This window comes from Sphingosinicella sp. SM1-17, from assembly GCF_056821765.1.
On record NZ_JBPDIO010000001.1, the window covers coordinates 1,499,202 to 1,516,406 of the forward strand.

The following is a 17,205-nucleotide window of genomic DNA, read 5'->3' on the forward strand; positions in this document are numbered from 1 at the left end:
GGCCCTCGCAGAAGGCTGTAAACCTCTGCGTCGAGAGCGGCCACCCCGACAGCCGCAGACGACCACTCGGCATCTTCGAATGCTCGTTGGATGTGTCCACTTAGCTCGCGCTCCAGCTCCTCCCGGAATAACGCCTCAATTTCAGCCCCGGTGAGGGCTCGCTCGCATTCCAACATCTTGTCCACGCTTGCCTTCACAACCGCAAAGCGCGCCGACAGAAGCGCCGCGCGTTGCCGCGCGACCTTCGGATTGGCCGTCTGCAAGGCAATCGCTACGGGCTTCGAGATAAGATTTCGGAAATGGACGCGGCGACGGAACACATACCGACCTTGGCGACGGCGGGCATGGGGGATGCGGCACATGGGGTATCAACCTTCCCGCGTGTGTCACACTCATGTGTACCGGTCATGTGACCGGAACCGTCAGGTGATCCACGCCAAAAGGCAGAAGTCCGTCGCTTTCGCGATAAAATGGTCGGGGAGAGAGGATTCGAACCTCCGGCCCCTGCCTCCCGAAGACAGTGCTCTACCAGGCTGAGCTACTCCCCGACCGATACGCACGGCCCATTCGGGCCGGCGGGGCTGGGGGTCTATAGGGGCCGCCTCCGGCGAGTTCAAGCGACTCTGGTCGCTCAGTAGCTATCCTCATAATAATCGGACGGCACTTCCTCGGCCGGGGGCTTCCCCCCGAGATCGGGCGAGACCAGATTGTTGTCGAGCGAGGGGGCTGGATCGAGCTGGTTCCCCTGTTGCTGCTGGAGCTGGGACGCCGCCGCGAGCACCATCATCAGCGTCGCCACGAGCACCAGAGCGACAAGAACGACGACGGCGACGATCGACGTTCCGCCGCGGCTGCGGAGGCTGTCCATCGCGAGCTCCGGTGGAAGCGAGCCGCTTTCGGCGACGAGTTTCTCCGTCTGCTTCCGGTACCAGTGATTGCCGAACGAGCCCGTCACGAACGAGATCAGCGCAGTGAGGAGCAGCTGGCCCTGGGCCGGCAAACCGATGGCGCTTCCGACCACTCCGAGCAGGAGCGTGACGACCAGCATGGCGAACATCGCCAGCCACATCTTCCGGTAGGCGAACCAGAACAGGTTGAGCAGGCACGCGGCCCAGTTCCAGTTGATCGGCGACCCCTTCGAATCAATCTGCCGCCACCGCTCCAGATACCAGTCCGCATTGGCGCCGATCGCGGCCCGCCATTTGTCTTCGGCGGCCGAGCCCGGCGCGGGCACGGGCTGCGCTGCCGACGCGCCCGGATTGGGTGCGGCCGGGCCGACCTGCTGCGGTACCGGGGAGGGAGGGGGCGGCGCCGGCGGGGGAGTGGGCGTCGGCGCCGCGCTCGTCGCGGCCGGTTCGCCGCTCAAAGCGCGCAGCTCGGTGGCCAGGCGTTCGAGATTGGCCTCCCGCTGCGGCCCGTAAGCGTCGGTCCAGTGCCGGATCTTCAGGAACAGCGCCAATCCGGCCGCGGGCTGGATGTCGCTCATTCGAACCGGAAAGATCGGCTTGTGGGTGCTGAACGCCATTTCCGTCTCGGCGCGGACATAAGGCGACTTGTTCGCCATTTCCGTCACGAGGACGACGAAGGCGGCGCAGCTTTCGATGGCGAGCTGGAGTTGTTCGGAATAGTCCATTCCGGGCCGAACGTCGCGCGGCGCGATCCACACCCTGGCGCCGCGCGCTTCCAGAAGGGCGGCAAGCTCGTTCGCCTGCTCCCGGTTGTCGGAGCTGTGGCTGATGAAGACGTGACCGCCGCTGGACATGGACCCCCCTCGATGCTCCCCGAAGGACGCTATGCGCATTGCCGCGGCAATGGCAATGGTCGCCGGAGATCAGCGGTCGCGAGCGCCCAGCATTTCGGCGATGGCGACGAATTTTTCGCGCGGCGCCCCGTCGCGGGCGCGCGCCGCTTCGGCCGCCTCGATCCGCTGCCAGTCCTGGAAGGTGACCACATCGGCGCCTCGGCCCGCGAGCAGCTTGTCGAGTCCGGCGCCCCCGGGCTTGCCGCCGTCGCCCGATCCCAGGTCCGTCGCAATCCGCTCGGCCACCTCGTAACCGTCGGGACGATTGGTGCCGATCGTACCGGTCGGGCCCCGGCGCGCCCAGCCGACGCAATAAAGGCCGGGGCCGATCACCCCGTCGCGGTTCGCGAAGCGGCCGAGATCCTCCTCATAAGGCACGCCTTCGATCGGGGGCGTCCGGTAGCCGATGCAGGTGACGACCAGCCCGCATGGGACGACATAAGTCTCGCCGGTGCCAACCGCCGATCCTCGCTCGTCCAGCCGGGTCCTTTCGACGATGATCCGCTCGACCCGGCCTTCCCCCTCGACCGCGACCGGCTTGGCGAAGAAATCGAAGAGGATCGACTTGCGCTTGTCCCGCGGCAGGTTCGCGAACTCGCGCAGGTGGGAGACCGACTTGCGAAGTCCAGGATCGAGCGACGCATCTTCCTCCTGCGGGGGGAAGTCTTCGAGGTCGACGACCGGAACGGAATCCTCGAGATGAGCCAGCTCTCCCAGTTCCTTGGGAGTCATCGCGATCTGGTGGGGACCTCGTCGGCCAAGGACATGGATGGTTCGGATCGCGGAATTGCCGAGCGCCTCGAAGGCGTGGGCGACGATATCGGAGCCGACGAATTCGGCGGGTGTCTTGGAGAGGATCCGGGCCACGTCGAGAGCGACATTGCCGTTGCCGATCACTGCGGCGGCTTCGACGTCGAGCGGCGGGTTGAGCTCCGCAAAATCCGGATGCCCATTGTACCAGCCGACGAAGGCGGCCGAGCCGATCACTCCGGGAAGATCGTCGCCGTCGATCCCGAGCGGCCGATCATTGGGAGCCCCGGTCGCGAGAATGACGGCGTCATAAAGGTCGAGCAACTCAGCCATCGAAACGTCGCGGCCGACCAGGACATTGCCGAGAAAGCGGACGCTGTCGGAAAGGGCAACCTTCTCGTAACGCTTGTAGACGGCCTTGATCGACTGGTGGTCGGGCGCGACTCCGAAGCGGATCAGCCCGTAGGGCACCGGCATCCGATCGATCATGTCGATCCGCACTTCGCCGCCGAACTGCTTTTGAAGCGCTTCGGCGCTGTAATAGCCGGCCGGCCCCGATCCGATCACCGCCACATGCCGCATCCGCGCCTCCCGCTCTGTCGCCCCCAATGGCTTAACGCCGTGCCGGAACGAGGCAAGGGGCAGGGAGGGAGGTTGCGCTCAGCCGAGCCGGAGCCATTCCCGGCCGTGTTGACCGCTCCAGTCTGCCCCCGCCCGGAACCCGTTCAAGCCGTCCCTGATCCCGAACGATCCTCGAGCAGGGCGGCGCCCTTGCGCCGAAGCACCGCTTCGATCGCCTTGCCGAAGAAGGCGAGGGCGGGGGGCAGGAGCATCTCGACCCGAACGAGGGAGTCCTGAACGTCGATCTGCGCGTTCACCTCCTGGCCCATGGCCGTGACCTGCAGCCCGAGCCGATCGCCGGTCCAGGAATGGCGCACTTCGGCGCCGCCCGGAATGAAGTTGCTCAGCTTGTCGACGCTTCCGGCGATCCGCCGCTTCGACTCCGCTGCGCCGAGACGATGGGGAAGATCGACGCTGATCGGACTGGTCATCGGCTCAGCCTAGCGTTGGTAAACGGCCGAACACAAGGGCCCTCTCTGCCAGAACTCGTGCCTGCGCTAACTCAATCTTAGGTAAAATCACTTACGACCTCTCAACATTAGCTGGTTTAGTCGTCTGAAGTTCGAGCGTTCTGATCTAGGGGGTTATTATCCGGATGCTCACGGCGCGTGCACGGCGACTGATCCTTTGGACGGCAGCGAAATTTCGCGAACGGCGGCAGTCGTCAGCGAAACGCCCGTTCCTCGTCCGCCTCGCCCGCAGCGAAGCAGGAAACACGATGGCGATCATGGCAATCGCCCTCATACCGCTCGCGGGCCTGGTCGGCGGTGCGTTCGACATGAGCCGACTCTACCTCGTCAAGACCCGCCTCCAGCAGGCGTGCGACGCCGGCGCCCTCGCCGGTCGCCGGGTGATGGGCGGCGGCCAGTGGAACGCCAACAACAACGCCGCCAGGAACTCTGCTCTCGAATATTTCGAAGGCAATTTCGAGGACAACGCCTACGGCACGAGCAATCTCGCTGTCGCTTTCAGCGAAGCGGCCGGGCGGGTGACCGGCACGGCAAGCGTGACCGTTCCGATGACCCTGATGAAGATCTTCGGCTACAGCCAGGAAGTCATCAGCGTCACCTGCGATGCCGAGATGCGGCTTCCGAACACGGACATCATGTTCGTTCTCGATACGACCGGATCGATGTCCGAAACGATCCCCGGCGACACCAGCCAGAAGATGGCGACCCTGCGTTTTGCCGTAAGGTGCTTCTACGAAACGGTGGCCCGACTTGATACTGAAGCCAATTGCGAACCAGGCGTTCCCGGACCGACCGGCGGCACGGGAAGCCAGGTGCAGATCCGGTTCGGTTTCGTGCCTTATGCGACGAACGTGAACGTCGGAAGGCTCTTGCCGACCTCCTACATTGCGGACCGCTGGCCCTATCAATCGCGTCAGGCGCGCTGGCGCAATGAAACGACCTATGCATTCGAAGCCAACGGGACCCCGCAAGTTACAAGCACCAGTATCTCAAACGACTCGTGGTCGGACTGGCAACTCATCCAGAACACGACCGCCAACAACAACAATGATTGCCAACGGAAGAAGCCCAACGACGACGCAGCCACGGCTACGGGTCCCGAAGGAGCGCCCTACAATCAGAATGAAACGGTTTCCGGATCAAACCGCACGGTCACTTGGCGGACGAGCCAACCGCATCGGATTCAGTATCAGTACGGAGCCTATTACGATCGCGGTAACTGCTACATCGGAAGGCGAACCGGCACATATAATCTGATCCGCCATTATTCGCGGACCGATAACGGCACACCGCAAACCACCCAGGTTTTCGATGGCTGGACCTATCGACAGGTGACTCACGACATCCGGGGCCTGAAGCGCGACACCAGCTCCAACACGACCGTGGAGCCAAACGAATGGAATGACGGTGTCAGCCTTCCCGTGGGGCCGAACGGAACGAACATCACGGTGAACTGGGATGGCTGCATCGAGGAGCGCCAGACCGTTCGATCCACCAATTTCAGTTCCAGGCCCGGCAATGCGCTCGATCTCGACATGGAGCTTGTTCCGACGAGCAGCCGCGCAGCAGGAGTCGCCAACGGATTGCCGACCGGATCATTCTGGGGTCCGGCATTGCCCGGCGCGGTATTCACTCGCGGCACCACCAACAGCAATCAGGGTTGGAATTTCAATCGAGCGGAGATCCAGACGACCGAGAACTATGCCCATCCGAACTATCAGTGTCCCAGCCCGGCGACGAAACTGCAGACATGGACCGCCAATGCGCTGGACAATTATGTGCGCGCTCTGACGCCGAGCGGAAACACCTATCACGATATCGGTCTGTTGTGGGGCTGGCGGCTGATGTCGCCGAACGGGATCTTCGCTTCGGAGAATGCCTTCACTTCATTAGGCGGTGAGATCGAACGGCACATCATCTTCATGACGGACGGCCAGACCTGCACCGATGTGCGCAACTATGCGGCCTATGGCCTGCCGTGGTTCGACCGTCGCCAAACTCCGGACGATGTCGCTCCGACACCAAACAACTCGAATTCCTGCTCGAGCAGCGGCAATCCAGGAAGCACCTTGACTCAGCAAACGGACCTGCGTTTCCCGTCCATCTGCGATGCCATCAAGAACCACGTCAGCCAGCCGACCTTGTGGGTCGTCTATTTCGGCAGCACCGACGAGGCAACGCGCACGCGGATGGAGAACTGCGCGACCCCCGGCAAGTTCTTCTATGCCAACAATTCGGCGGGCCTGATCGCCTCCTTCCGGCAGATCGCCGACCAGATCTCGCAATTGAGGCTGACGCGGTGATCGGGGCTCCGGCAAAAGCTCGGAAGGCTTGCCGCCTCGACGAACGGGGTGCCACCCTCACCGAATTCGGGCTTCTGCTTCCGGTGCTGGCGCTGCTGCTGTTTGGAGCGCTGGACGTTGGTCATACGCTCTACATGCGCTCGGTGCTGGATGGGGCGATCCAGAAGGCGGCTCGCGATTCCGGGCTCGAAAGCGGGACCGTGGAAGCGAACCGGACAAGCATCGACAACAAGGTCCGCGAACAGCTTCGAGCGCTCGGGCTCGAGGACAGCGAGATCACCATCCGCCGTCGCTTCTACCGGACCTTCAGCGCAGCGTCGGCGGCGCAGGGCGAGCCCTATACCGACACGAACGGCAACGGCCGCTGCGACAATGGCGAGCCCTACGAGGATCGGAACCACAACAATGCCCGCGATTCCGACGGCGCCGATGCGGGTCAGGGCGGCGCCAAGGATAGCGTCGTTTACACCGTCAGCGTCGATTATCCGCGCATGTTCCCGCTGAATGGCCTGATCGGCCTGCCGGAGCGGGTGACCATGTCGGGATCCACGGTCATGAACAACCAGCCCTATGGAGACCAAGGCTCCTATGCCCCGCCCGAGGTCAAAAATTGTCCGGCGATATGAAGATGATCCGGAAATCCACTCTTCTGCGGTCGCTCCGGCGGGACGAATCCGCGGTGGCGCTGGTCGAATTCGCCTATTCGCTCCCGGTCTTCCTTCTGCTCGCCGTCACTGGAGCGGAGATCACCAACTATGCGACCACCAAGATGCGGATCAGCCAGGTTGCGCTTCACACGGCCGACCATGCCGCGCGCATGGGCGCCGGAAGCCTGCTCGCCGCAAAGACGATCAGCGAAACCCAGATCAACGACATCCTGACCGGCGCCGGCTTGCAGGCCGGAAACCTCGATCTCTACGCCAACGGACGAGTCATCCTGTCCAGCCTGGAGCCGATGGCCAGTCCGCCTGACCGCTACCAGATCAGGTGGCAGCGCTGCCGCGGATCACTTGCTCGCGGCTCGAGCTACGGCACCGCCGGCACGACCGACATGGCCGGAATGGGACCATCGGGTCGCCAGGTCCGACCGGCGCCGGGAGGCGCGACGATGTTCGTGGAGGTGCATTACCAATATCGGCCGCTCTTTTCCGGCACCTTGGCTCCCAGCTCGACGATCAGCGAGATCGCGTCGATGCTCGTGCGCGACCGGCGCGACCTCACGCAGATCTACAATAATGAAGGGGCAGCGGTTTCGAGCTGCTCCTCCTGAAATCGAGCCGCCCTCAGGGCGCGATGGCGAGCCCGTCTCCCTGCCGGCCGGCCTCGAGCCTGCGAAGCACGCGGCCGCTCGCCAGGTCGATCTCGGCGACCTGATTGCGACCCGTTTCGGCCGCATAGATGCGCCGACCGTCGGGCGAAAAGAGGATCGTCACCTGCTGAGCGGCCTCCTCGCCGCTGACTTCGATCTCACGCACAACCTGGCGAGCGCGAGCGTCGATGAGGGTGAGCGTGCCACTTCCGAAATTCGAGGTCACGATCCAGCGCCCGTCGGGGCTCGCCAGCACCCGGATCGGAACGTTGCCGGTTCGAACCTCGCCGATTCGCTCGAAGCTCGCCGAGTCGAACGCCTGCACCCGTGCACCTTCCAGGTCGCCGACCCACAGAGTCCGGCCATCGGGCGTAAGGGCGATCCCCTCCGGCCGGCCGCCGACCTCGATGTCGCGGATCTTCCGCCCGGCGGAAAGGTCGATCACCGTCACCGTGCCGCCCGGAATGTTGGCGGTGAAGGCGCGGCGCCCGTCAGGAGTGACCGCGACCATGTGAGTGCCCGGCTGGTCGGTCGGGATGCTGGTTACCGAATCGTTGTTGCGGGTGTCGACGATGGTCAGGGTCCGGCTTCGCTCCGTCGTTGCGACGATCCGCCCGTCGGCCAGCCAGACGAGCCCGTGCGGCCCCTCATTGGGGGAAAGGTCGATCGTCCGCTGCTTCTCGCGGGTGGCGAGATCGAAGATGTCGATGCTCCTGCCGCCATAGGCGACGACCGCCGCCTGTCGGCCGTCCGGAGAGATGGCTATTTCATGCGGCATGTGGCCGGTGGCCGGCCGGGCCAGCTCCCGACCACTGGCAAGGTCGATGAAGCTGAGGCTGTTCTCGCCCTTGTTGCCGACCAGCAGGGTGCCGGCAACGGCAGGATCGGATGCCGGCTGGGCAGTTCCTTCGCTCGAACTGCACGACAAGGCGGCGAAGGCCGCGATCGCGATGAACAGCTTCATATTCCCTCCCTCGAACCCGGAGCGATGCTAGGGCCCTTGAAGTCGAGCGGCAATGTCCGGCTTTGCTATGGCCTGAGCGACGGGCCGTTGCCGGCCAGGGGTCCGGCGCCTTGCGGCCGGCTTGCGCCGCCCGCCATCCCACCTGCTATAGATGAATCATGCTGCGCCGCATCCTGATCGCTGCCGCCTCGCTTTTCGCTGCTCCGCTTCAGGCTCAGGAGCTTCCCGAAGGTCAGGGTCCGGCCGAATATCAGGCCTGGCTGGCCGAGGGCGGGCCCGGTCGGCTCGCCTCGGTCCTGTCCTTCGAAAGCTGGCAGCAGGCCGCGGGTGTCCAGGGTGTCCTTCCGCACTGGCAGGTGCTTCGCACCGCAAGCATGTGGCGGGAATGCGGCGGGCAGCCGTTCGAGGTTCCGCCGCCCCAATTCTGGCCGGACATGACCCGGACGCTCAAGTTCATCCGCGACCATGTCCTTCCGAATGTCGGTCCGGTCGAAGCCGTTTCCGGCTATCGCAATCCGGCGCTGAATGCCTGCGCCCGCGGCGCCCAGCGAAGCGCTCACCTGGACTTTTTCGCGCTCGACCTCATTCCCCGCCAGCCGCTCACCCGTCGGCAACTTTTCGAGCGGATCTGCCCCGTTCACGCCGCATATGGGCGAGCGGACGGAGTTGGGCTCGGCTTCTACAACTTCACTCGCTTCCACATCGACACCCGAGGCTTTCGCCGCTGGGGGTCGGCAGGTCCAAGGCGGAATGAGAGCCCCTGCGCCGTCCTTGCCCGAGGGGAGGATCCGGAAGCGGTTCATTCGCCGCCCGTCGCAACGCCCGTGGCACCGGTCGTATCGAGCCCCCAAGGCGCGAGACCGGAAGTCGCGCCGGAGCCGAGGCCCGACCCGCAGCCTTGATTTTGTCGGCGTTTTCGACTATCTTATTGAAATGCTGAAACTTATTCGTGCGGCCGCACTTGCGGCGACGCTCTCGCTTGCACCGGGAGCGACCCTGAGCCTCGCTTCCGATCAACCGGCCGTCGCGGTCGCAACCACGGCGGCTGTGGTCCCCGCTCCCGCCGTGAAAGCCGTCCAGGCCAGCTTCGACCAGCAGGTCGGCCTCGAGCCTGCGCATCACCACCGCCATGGCTCGGGACTTGCGCCGGGTCAGGGCGCAAGGGAATTCCGCGCCTGGCTTGACGCTTCGCCCGGCAATCGCGCGGTCCTGACCGCCTTTCGCAACCGCCTGGCCGCCGACGGTGTCGAGGATGTCGTTCCCCTCTGGCAGCTGGTTCGCACCTCTTCCTCCTGGCGCCAGTGCGGGGCGGAGCCGTTCGAGGTCGCTCCGGCTGCGAAATGGGACAATATCGTCGCCACGCTCAAGTTCGTGCGGGACGAAGTGAAGCCGGCGATCGGCGAGGTCGAGGCGCTCTCGGCCTATCGGAACGCGGAGCTCAATGCCTGCTCGGACGGTGCCCCGAAGAGCGCTCATCGCCACTTCTTCGCGCTCGACCTGACTCCGGTCAAAGCGGATGTCAGCCGCTCCAGCATGATCCGCGAGATCTGTGCCGCCCATGCTCGGGACGGACACCTCTACGATGCCGGACTCGGCTTCTACAGCGGCAAGCGCTTCCACGTCGATTCGAACGGCTATCGCAAGTGGGGACCGGACGGCAGCGGCGCCAGCAGCCCCTGCCTGAGGGGAGCCTAGGCGCGGTCACGAACCGCAGCCGGCACCGGGTGCTCGTTCGCAAAGCCGGGGAATGGACTCGCTCCCGAATGCGCGGAATCAGGCCTTTCGATCCGGCGAGCGGCCCTCAGCTGGTCAGTCCTCGCCGTACAGATAGCTTGCGGCGGCACTGGCCATGGCCCGATAATCGTGTCCCACACCCGGCACCACTTCCAGCCGCCACTCCAGCCGAAGTTGGAGCCTGGCGGCTTCGCTGGCCGCCGCCGCGTAGAAGTGCCGGCCGCGTGCCAGGCGGTGTTCCCCCTGAACTTGGGTTTCGGGCGTGACTCGCAAATGTCCCCGCCTCTCCTGCGCATTGTCCAGCTCTCCCAGAAGGATCACAAGCTTGCGGGCAAAGGCCTTCTCGAGTTGGCGGGTGGGCAGGGAAAGGCCCCCCAGCCCATAGGGGAAGGATACGTCTGACCGGGGCATTGTGTACCAGCCCGAATTGGCGGCCAGCGCGTTCCTCACGCGGACTCGCGACGCGAACAGGACCATCCGATGGACGATCTGGCCGCCGGCCGAATGGCCGAAAAGATCATAACCGGATTGGGCCAGACCCGTTCTAGCAACCGCTTCGTCGAAAATTGCCTCGATGTCGGAAAAGAGCCAGCTTGGCTGCGGCTGCATTCGAAGGTCGCGAAGCGTCGCGAGGTCCGCGCCGTCGCGAACCATTCCGGCAAGATTGTAATTGAGCGGACCCGGAAATTGGGCCTCGTCGAAGGACGGCGCAAGCACGAGAAGGTCGTACCGGTTCGCGGCCTCGATCCAGCTATCCCGATAGTCGTCACCATTTCGGCCGCCGCCGGGCAGGACGATGATGACCGGGTCGCCGGGGCCGTGACCCGATGCACGGTAGGTGGAAACTTCTAGCCTCTCGCCGCCCGGGAGCATCATCTCGAAGGTGCCAGCTCCGATCGTGATCTCCCCGACCGCCCGTGAAGCTGACTCCGGCTGCGCCCGGGCGGCGGTCTGGGCGGTCGCGAGCGACGGGGCGAGGGCGATATGGAGACAGAGGCTCGCGATTGGCGGCCAGCAAGGCTTGCAGATGTTCATGTCGGTCCTCGGGTCAGCCTTTTGAAGTTTGACGATCGGCGCTAGGCTGTTGCTCTTTGCGGCAAGGGGAAAGGCGGCTTTCGTGTGATGTCCGACTTTGTCGTGAGCGGTCGCTCAGTCCGCCTGCTGCGCCGCTCGTCGTCCATTCTCCCGCACCCTCGCCGCTTGGTCCTTCACTGCACCGGCATCGCTGCACTCGCTTTGGTCCTCGTCACGAGCCGCGCCTTCGGCAGCGACGACCTGTCGCTCCTTCGCCGGATTTTGATGTTCGGCGTCGTCTCCACCCTGTTGGTGGTTCAGGCGTCAGTCCTGGCGAACGCCGCGGGGCGCTTCGTCCGCCGCTCCTTTCCCGCAATGGCGCTTTCGGCCGGATCGGCGGTGGCGGTGATCCTGTTCCTGATGACGGTCGAGATCCACCTGCTCAAGGCGACTCCGGTCGTCCCGTACGCACCGGATCCGCTGATCGAGTTCGCGCTGTTCCTGATGCCGTTCGTGGTGCCCGTAAGCGCCCTCGTGCTCGCGCTGAAATGGTGCGCAGAGGGTGACTCCGCGGCCCGGCCCGCCCGGGGGCTTTCACCGGATGCGCCGACTGGGACGGCTGGCGCGGCTCCGCTGCCGGAACCTGCCGGGACGATGGACGGGTGGCCTGGAGTCACCGTCTGGCGGGTGCAAGCCGTCGACCATTATCTTCAGCTCTGGACGTGTCGAGGCAAGTTTCTTGTTCGTGGCCGGTTGCGGGACGCCCTTGCCCGACTGTCTGCCACCGGGGGAATCCAGCCTCACCGGTCCTGGTGGGTGGCCCTTTCGCAGGTCGAGCGGCTGGAACGGCGGGGGCGCGATCATGTCCTGCTCCTCCGCGATGGCGATCGAATACCGGTCGCGCGATCGCGCGTCGCCGAGGTGAAGCGGCGCCTGGGCGACAGGAGCTGCCGTTAGGCGCAAGAGATGTCGGTCGTTCGGAGCCGGATGTGCGCCTGCGCCCTTGCCGCTGCACGAGCGGCTATTTCGTGGCGTCCCGCTCTTTGCCAGTTTCGGCCCCTCTGCTAGGGCGCGCGCTCACTTCCCTGAAAAGCTGAAATGACCGACCTTTCGCGAATCCGCAATTTCTCCATCATCGCGCATATCGACCATGGCAAATCGACCCTGGCCGACCGGCTGATCCTTGCCTGCGGCGGCCTTTCCGAGCGGGAGATGACCAGCCAGGTGCTCGACAATATGGAGATCGAGCAGGAACGCGGGATCACGATCAAGGCGCAGACCGTCCGGCTCGACTACAAGGCCGCCGACGGCGAGACTTATGTCCTCAACCTCATGGACACTCCGGGCCATGTCGACTTCGCCTATGAGGTCAGCCGGAGCCTCGCTGCCTGTGAAGGCGCGCTCCTCGTGGTCGATGCGGCCCAGGGCGTCGAGGCGCAGACGCTGGCCAATGTCTACCAGTCGATCGAGCATGACCATGAGATCGTGCCGGTCATCAACAAGATCGATCTTCCCGCGGCCGACGTCGACAAGGTCAAGCGCGAGATCGAGGACATTGTCGGGCTTCCGGCCGACGATGCAGTGCTGACCAGCGCAAAGACCGGGATCGGGATCGGCGAGGTGCTGGAAGCGATCGTCGGCCGGATGCCGCCGCCCAAGGGCGACCGCAGCGCTCCGCTCAAGGCGATGCTCGTCGACTCCTGGTACGATCCCTATCTGGGAGTCGTCATCCTGATCCGGGTGATCGACGGCGCGATCCGCAAGGGTCAGCAGATCAAGTTCATGCAGGCGGGCACCACCCATCTCGTCGATCGCGTCGGCGTGTTCCGGCCGAAGATCGAGAACCTGCCCGAACTCGGGCCGGGCGAGATCGGCTTCATCACCGCGCAGATCAAGGATGTGGCGGAAACCCGGGTCGGCGACACGATCACCGATGCCCGCAAGCCGGCGGCCGAGGCGCTGCCCGGATTCAAGGAAGTGCAGCCGGTCGTCTTCTGCGGACTTTTTCCGGCCGATGCCGCCGACTTCGAGAAGTTGCGCGAAAGCCTGCACAAGCTCCGGCTCAACGATGCCAGTTTCAGCTTCGAGATGGAAACCAGCGCGGCGCTCGGCTTCGGCTTTCGCTGCGGCTTCCTTGGGCTGCTCCACCTGGAGATCATCCAGGAGCGGCTGTCGCGAGAATATGATCTCGACCTGATCACGACGGCACCGAGCGTCGTCTATCACGTCGTGATGACCAGCGGCGAAACCCGGGAGATCCACAATCCCGCCGACTGGCCCGACCCCAATTTCATCGAACTGGTCGAGGAGCCCTGGATCGAGGCGACGATCTACGTTCCCGACGAACATCTCGGGTCGATCCTCAAGCTTTGCCAGGACCGGCGCGGAATCCAGAAGAACCTGACCTATGTCGCCGGCCGTGCCCAGCTCGTCTACGACCTTCCGCTCAACGAAGTGGTATTCGACTTTTACGACCGGCTGAAATCGATCAGCCGCGGCTATGCCAGCTTCGACTATCACCAGACCGGCCACCGCCCCGGCGACCTCGTCAAGATGAACATCCTCGTCAATGCCGAGCCGGTCGACGCTTTGTCGATGATCGTCCACCGCGCCGCCGCCGAGGCGAGGGGCCGCCAGCTTTGCGAGCGACTCAAGGACCTGATCCCCAGGCACCTGTTCAAGATCCCGATCCAGGCCGCGATCGGCGGCCGGATCATCGCCCGCGAAACCATTCCGGCGCTTCGCAAGGACGTGACCGCGAAATGCTATGGCGGCGACATCAGCCGCAAGCGCAAGCTTCTCGAAAAGCAGAAGGAAGGCAAGAAGCGGATGAGGGAATATGGCAGCGTCTCGATCCCTCAGGAGGCCTTCATCGCGGCCCTGCGCATGGGCGAAGAATAGGCTTCGCTATTCGGGCGATCCCTCCAGCGGACGGCTGCTGGAGTGGGGGCATCGAACCGATGCCGATCGGATCAGAAGCGCATCGCGTTGGTGACGGTTTCGAACACCGTCGCCAGGTTCAGGCCCAGCGCCTGGAAGGCCATGATGCAGGCAAGGGAGATCAGGGCAGCGATCAGCCCATATTCGATCGCGGTCGCGCCGCGTTCGTCGTCACGGATAGGACTGAAGCGCAAATCGTCCTCCCCCTGACGACGACACCTAATCGTGACTCTTTTCTGATCGGTTAAGCTGGACCGTCTTCGCGGTCAGCCCTCCTCCCGCTGGCGCTGGAGGTGAGTCAGAAACTCCATGTCGGGCGAATAGCCGGTTTCGCGGCAGATCCCGTTCAGCGCCGAGCGGGCGCCGGTTCGGCGGACATAGGCATCCTGGGCATCGGCCGATCGCGGCCGAGTGGACTCCTTCCAGAAACTGTCCCAGATCCACTTCTTCTTCGGGTCGGCCCCACTTGCGGCGAAGGTGTACATCAGCAGGAATCGCAGGCTGAGGCTCCTGCGCGCCGGCTGGTCGCCGCATTCGTCGGCGATCTCGCTGAGCGCTGCAAGTGCCTTCCTGACCAGTTGCTCGTGAAGCAAGGACATGGCGCCGCTCCTGGAACATAGCAGGAACATCGGCAATGATTCGTTTGCTCGGCCGGCAGGAAAAATGGCGGCCCCAAAGGATTTAGTGGAGGTTCCGCCCGGCCAGGGACTTCTCCGGCCGGGCCAAGTGCGGCACGCCCGAATGACCGCCGGCCTTTCCCTGTTACGCGCCCTTGCTGGTGAGTTGCGGCGAATAAGTTTGCTTGTGCCGCGCAAAGGGCCCACGCCGGTCGGCGACTCCTTTGAAAGGAATAGCGGGATGACAAGCACGGCCGAGGACTACCAGGCGAAGGCCGATCAGGCGCTTCAGCAGCTTGCGGAAGCAACCAACGAGGGGGAACGGCAGCGGCTTCGGCGGGCGCACGGCGTTTATCTCAAGCTCGCCAGCCACGGCGCCGAGGCGGCGAAGCGGGCCGCTCGACCGGGGGAAAGGCGGATCCGGCCGGAGAAGCAGGCTTTGACCAGCGGACCTTCGCCGCGGCTTCAGAGTTATTTCAAATAGGCGTCCGAAACGACGCCGAAAGCGGGGTGGGGGCCGTCTTAGAAGGGACAGAACTTTCGGTCCTCACCCCCAATGCGCAACAGCGCCGCTTCGTATTGGCGCTTCCACTCGCCGCAATGCCAGCCGGGATTTTGCGTATCGCGGTGCCTTGGCCTAGGACGTCGGCAAGCTGTTGCCGACGGAGTTAAGTCATGCGCCTGTTCGCCCTCGCTGCCGCCCTGATCCTGTCCGCTTGTACGGCAGCGGGAGGAAATGAGCAGAACGGCCAGACCGCCGGAGACACCGCGGCCGAGCGGCGGGTCGCACCGGTTCTGACCGGTCCCGACGCCCGCGATACGTCGAGCTTCGCCCGCCCGGAAGTCGCCCGAGTGACCCATGTTGCGCTCGATCTCGACGCCGATTTCCAGGAGCGACGGCTGGCGGGAACGGCGACGCTCGACGTTCAGGCTGCGCAGGGGGCTCGGGAGATCATTCTCGACACCAAGGGACTCGAGATCCAGGCCGTAACCGACGGCGAGGGCCAGCCGCTTGAATACGAGCTGGGGCAAGGCGACGAGCGGCGCGGCGCTCCGCTGACGGTGCGCTTTCCCGGAGGACAAGCGCCGGAACGGATCGTCGTCCGCTACCGCTCCGGACCGGACGCCGAGGCCCTGCAATGGCTGAGCCCTGAGCAGACGGCCGGCAAGCGCCATCCCTATCTCCTGAGTCAGGGACAGCCGATCCTCAACCGAAGCTGGATTCCCACTCAGGACAGCCCCGGTATCCGCCAGACCTGGGAAGCCCGGATCACTGCTCCGGCGCCGCTCAAGGTGGTGATGTCGGGCGAACGGTTGAGCCCGCCCGAGGGCGAAGAGGCCGCCGAGGGACGTCGCGCCTATCGCTTCCGGATGAACAATCCGGTCGCGCCCTACCTGATCGCGATCGCGGCCGGCGACCTCGCCTTCCGCGAACTCGGCCCGCGCACCGGCGTTTGGACCGAGCCCGTCATGCTCGACCGTGCCGCCGCCGAACTCGCCGACACGGAGCGGATGGTCGAAGTTGCCGAACAGCTTTACGGCCCCTATCGCTGGGGTCGTTACGACGTCATCGTTCTTCCGCCGAGCTTCCCTTATGGCGGGATGGAAAACCCGATGCTGACGTTCCTGACGCCGACCTTCATCGCCGGCGACAAAAGCCTGGTCGGCCTCGTCGCTCACGAGCTGGCGCATTCCTGGTCGGGCAATCTCGTCACCAATGCGGTGTGGAACGACAGCTGGCTCAACGAGGGCTTCACCTCCTACTTCGAGAACCGGATCATGGAGGCGATCTACGGCCCGCGCCGGGCGGCACAGGAAGCCGCGCTGTCCTGGGACGAGATGCAGAAGGCGCTTGAAGAAGAGGGGCGCAATGCGCCGACGACCCGGCTCCACGCCAGCGACGATCCCGATTCCGGAGTGAGCGGCATCGTCTACGACAAGGGCGCGATCTTCCTTCGGACCCTTGAGCATATTGTCGGGCGCGAACGGTGGGATTCCTATCTGCGATCCTATTTCGATCGCCATGCCTTCCAGCCGATGACTTCGGCCCGCTTCCTCGCCGACCTGCGCCAACATCTGGTGCGCGGCGATGCGGCGCTCGAGCAGAGGCTCAAGCTCGACGAATGGGTTTATCAGCCCGGACTTCCCGACAATGCGGCTCGGCCCGATCCGGCGGCCTTCGCCGAGGTCGACCGGGCGCTCGCCGCGTTCAACGGCGGCGGCGATGCCGCTTCCGTGCCCTATGCCGGCTGGAACACGGCCGAGCGCCTGCGATTCCTGAACGGGCTGCCGCGCGAACTGCCGGCGGACCGGCTGGCGGCCCTCGACCGGGCCTTCCAGCTGACCCGGAGCGGCAATGCCGAAGTCCTGTTCGCCTGGCTGCAACTGGCACTTGCCAATCGCTACGAGCCGGCCGTCCCCGCCACCGAACGTTTCCTGACCTCGATGGGGCGCCGCAAGTTCGTCGCGCCTCTCTTCGAGACCTTGATGGGAGAGGGGCAGTGGGGGCAGCCGATCGCCCGGCGGATCTATGCTCAGGCACGCCCCGGCTATCATAGCGTCACCACGACGACGGTCGATCGGCTGATGGGGCGCCAAGGCTAAGTCCAAGGCGCCAGGAAGAACTTTTTTCCGGATCGGCGCGGGGAATTGTCCCGCCTGTTTAACGATCCATCAAGCCTC

General features: G+C 64.7%; 16 protein-coding genes and 1 tRNA gene. 9 read left to right on the forward strand and 8 right to left on the reverse strand.

The features are described 5' to 3' along the window. Positions 1–471 precede the first annotated feature (471 nt). From ACRYLT_RS07525 to ACRYLT_RS07540, 4 genes are all read right to left on the reverse strand, one after another. Positions 472–548: transfer RNA gene (locus ACRYLT_RS07525), tRNA-Pro, on the reverse strand. Between the two features lie 83 nt (positions 549–631). Continuing rightward, positions 632–1,762 carry a TIR domain-containing protein gene (locus tag ACRYLT_RS07530; RefSeq protein WP_482663467.1) on the reverse strand — a complete coding sequence of 377 codons (1,131 nt, stop codon included), beginning with the start codon at positions 1,760–1,762 and terminating at the stop codon, positions 632–634. Positions 1,763–1,831: 69 nt separating this feature from the next. Beyond that, entirely contained in the window at positions 1,832–3,133 is a 1,302-nt protein-coding gene (locus ACRYLT_RS07535; protein ID WP_482663468.1) for an FAD-dependent oxidoreductase, read from the reverse strand. A 143-nt stretch (positions 3,134–3,276) separates the two neighbouring features. Continuing rightward, the gene (locus ACRYLT_RS07540) at positions 3,277–3,603 is read right to left on the reverse strand and encodes a polyhydroxyalkanoic acid system family protein (RefSeq protein WP_482663469.1); all 327 of its coding nucleotides are present in this window, start codon (positions 3,601–3,603) and stop codon (positions 3,277–3,279) included. A gap of 287 nt (positions 3,604–3,890) precedes the next feature. Between ACRYLT_RS07540 and ACRYLT_RS07545 the strand changes: the two genes are divergently transcribed. The 3 genes from ACRYLT_RS07545 to ACRYLT_RS07555 are packed head-to-tail and all read left to right on the forward strand — an operon-like array spanning position 3,891 to position 7,215. Then, positions 3,891–5,945 (forward strand): Tad domain-containing protein, encoded by a 2,055-nt coding sequence (locus ACRYLT_RS07545; RefSeq protein WP_482663470.1) that lies wholly within the window; start codon positions 3,891–3,893, stop codon positions 5,943–5,945. Next, entirely contained in the window at positions 5,942–6,571 is a 630-nt protein-coding gene (locus ACRYLT_RS07550; RefSeq protein WP_482663471.1) for a TadE/TadG family type IV pilus assembly protein, read from the forward strand. Before ACRYLT_RS07545 ends, ACRYLT_RS07550 begins: the two co-directional genes overlap by 4 nt. Positions 6,572–6,573: 2 nt before the next feature. Continuing rightward, complete coding sequence (locus ACRYLT_RS07555) at positions 6,574–7,215, forward strand: TadE/TadG family type IV pilus assembly protein (RefSeq protein WP_482663472.1); 642 nt, start codon at positions 6,574–6,576, stop codon at positions 7,213–7,215. Positions 7,216–7,228: 13 nt separating this feature from the next. Here ACRYLT_RS07555 and ACRYLT_RS07560 read toward each other — a convergent pair whose 3' ends face one another. Next, entirely contained in the window at positions 7,229–8,218 is a 990-nt protein-coding gene (locus ACRYLT_RS07560; RefSeq protein WP_482663473.1) for a beta-propeller fold lactonase family protein, read from the reverse strand. A 158-nt stretch (positions 8,219–8,376) separates the two neighbouring features. Here ACRYLT_RS07560 and ACRYLT_RS07565 point away from each other — a divergent pair, with 158 nt between their 5' ends. Both ACRYLT_RS07565 and ACRYLT_RS07570 read left to right on the forward strand, forming a co-directional pair. After that, complete coding sequence (locus ACRYLT_RS07565; RefSeq protein ID WP_482663474.1) at positions 8,377–9,120, forward strand: hypothetical protein; 744 nt, start codon at positions 8,377–8,379, stop codon at positions 9,118–9,120. Between the two features lie 31 nt (positions 9,121–9,151). Continuing rightward, on the forward strand, positions 9,152–9,913 hold the full coding sequence (locus ACRYLT_RS07570) for a hypothetical protein (protein WP_482663475.1): 762 nt from the start codon (positions 9,152–9,154) through the stop codon (positions 9,911–9,913). Positions 9,914–10,027: 114 nt separating this feature from the next. On the opposite strand, the gene ACRYLT_RS07575 is transcribed toward ACRYLT_RS07570, so the two are convergent. Next, positions 10,028–10,987 (reverse strand): alpha/beta hydrolase family protein, encoded by a 960-nt coding sequence (locus ACRYLT_RS07575; protein WP_482663476.1) that lies wholly within the window; start codon positions 10,985–10,987, stop codon positions 10,028–10,030. An 87-nt stretch (positions 10,988–11,074) separates the two neighbouring features. On the opposite strand from ACRYLT_RS07575, the gene ACRYLT_RS07580 reads away from it, so the two are divergent. Both ACRYLT_RS07580 and lepA read left to right on the forward strand, forming a co-directional pair. Beyond that, positions 11,075–11,923: a LytTR family DNA-binding domain-containing protein gene (locus ACRYLT_RS07580; RefSeq protein ID WP_482663477.1), complete on the forward strand. Its 849-nt coding sequence runs from the start codon at positions 11,075–11,077 to the stop codon at positions 11,921–11,923. A 141-nt stretch (positions 11,924–12,064) separates the two neighbouring features. Next, positions 12,065–13,867 carry a translation elongation factor 4 gene (gene lepA / locus ACRYLT_RS07585; RefSeq protein WP_482663478.1) on the forward strand — a complete coding sequence of 601 codons (1,803 nt, stop codon included), beginning with the start codon at positions 12,065–12,067 and terminating at the stop codon, positions 13,865–13,867. A gap of 71 nt (positions 13,868–13,938) precedes the next feature. Here the strand turns inward: lepA and ACRYLT_RS07590 are convergent, their stop codons facing one another. Both ACRYLT_RS07590 and ACRYLT_RS07595 read right to left on the reverse strand, forming a co-directional pair. Continuing rightward, positions 13,939–14,100, reverse strand: coding sequence for a Flp family type IVb pilin (locus tag ACRYLT_RS07590; protein WP_482663479.1), 162 nt, complete (start codon positions 14,098–14,100; stop codon positions 13,939–13,941). 72 nt (positions 14,101–14,172) lie between these two features. Then, positions 14,173–14,505, reverse strand: a complete 333-nt coding sequence (locus tag ACRYLT_RS07595; protein ID WP_482663480.1) for a hypothetical protein — start codon at positions 14,503–14,505, stop codon at positions 14,173–14,175. 259 nt (positions 14,506–14,764) lie between these two features. Between ACRYLT_RS07595 and ACRYLT_RS07600 the strand changes: the two genes are divergently transcribed. Continuing rightward, positions 14,765–15,007 carry a hypothetical protein gene (locus ACRYLT_RS07600; protein ID WP_482663481.1) on the forward strand — a complete coding sequence of 81 codons (243 nt, stop codon included), beginning with the start codon at positions 14,765–14,767 and terminating at the stop codon, positions 15,005–15,007. Positions 15,008–15,198: 191 nt separating this feature from the next. Next, entirely contained in the window at positions 15,199–17,127 is a 1,929-nt protein-coding gene (locus tag ACRYLT_RS07605) for a M1 family metallopeptidase (RefSeq protein WP_482663482.1), read from the forward strand. Positions 17,128–17,205 lie beyond the last annotated feature (78 nt).

What these genes read in the sequence shown, in the direction of transcription:
- ACRYLT_RS07575 (WP_482663476.1), bottom strand. Translation starts at nt 10,987, where the DNA reads ATGAACATCTGCAAGCCTTGCTGGCCGCCAATCGCGAGCCTCTGTCTC.
- ACRYLT_RS07570 (WP_482663475.1), top strand. Translation starts at nt 9,152, where the DNA reads ATGCTGAAACTTATTCGTGCGGCCGCACTTGCGGCGACGCTCTCGCTT.
- ACRYLT_RS07600 (WP_482663481.1), top strand. Translation starts at nt 14,765, where the DNA reads ATGACAAGCACGGCCGAGGACTACCAGGCGAAGGCCGATCAGGCGCTT.
- ACRYLT_RS07535 (WP_482663468.1), bottom strand. Translation starts at nt 3,133, where the DNA reads ATGCGGCATGTGGCGGTGATCGGATCGGGGCCGGCCGGCTATTACAGC.
- ACRYLT_RS07565 (WP_482663474.1), top strand. Translation starts at nt 8,377, where the DNA reads ATGCTGCGCCGCATCCTGATCGCTGCCGCCTCGCTTTTCGCTGCTCCG.
- ACRYLT_RS07605 (WP_482663482.1), top strand. Translation starts at nt 15,199, where the DNA reads ATGCGCCTGTTCGCCCTCGCTGCCGCCCTGATCCTGTCCGCTTGTACG.
- ACRYLT_RS07530 (WP_482663467.1), bottom strand. Translation starts at nt 1,762, where the DNA reads ATGTCCAGCGGCGGTCACGTCTTCATCAGCCACAGCTCCGACAACCGG.
- ACRYLT_RS07595 (WP_482663480.1), bottom strand. Translation starts at nt 14,505, where the DNA reads ATGTCCTTGCTTCACGAGCAACTGGTCAGGAAGGCACTTGCAGCGCTC.
- ACRYLT_RS07540 (WP_482663469.1), bottom strand. Translation starts at nt 3,603, where the DNA reads ATGACCAGTCCGATCAGCGTCGATCTTCCCCATCGTCTCGGCGCAGCG.
- ACRYLT_RS07555 (WP_482663472.1), top strand. Translation starts at nt 6,574, where the DNA reads ATGATCCGGAAATCCACTCTTCTGCGGTCGCTCCGGCGGGACGAATCC.
- ACRYLT_RS07545 (WP_482663470.1), top strand. Translation starts at nt 3,891, where the DNA reads ATGGCGATCATGGCAATCGCCCTCATACCGCTCGCGGGCCTGGTCGGC.
- lepA (WP_482663478.1), top strand. Translation starts at nt 12,065, where the DNA reads ATGACCGACCTTTCGCGAATCCGCAATTTCTCCATCATCGCGCATATC.
- ACRYLT_RS07560 (WP_482663473.1), bottom strand. Translation starts at nt 8,218, where the DNA reads ATGAAGCTGTTCATCGCGATCGCGGCCTTCGCCGCCTTGTCGTGCAGT.
- ACRYLT_RS07580 (WP_482663477.1), top strand. Translation starts at nt 11,075, where the DNA reads ATGTCCGACTTTGTCGTGAGCGGTCGCTCAGTCCGCCTGCTGCGCCGC.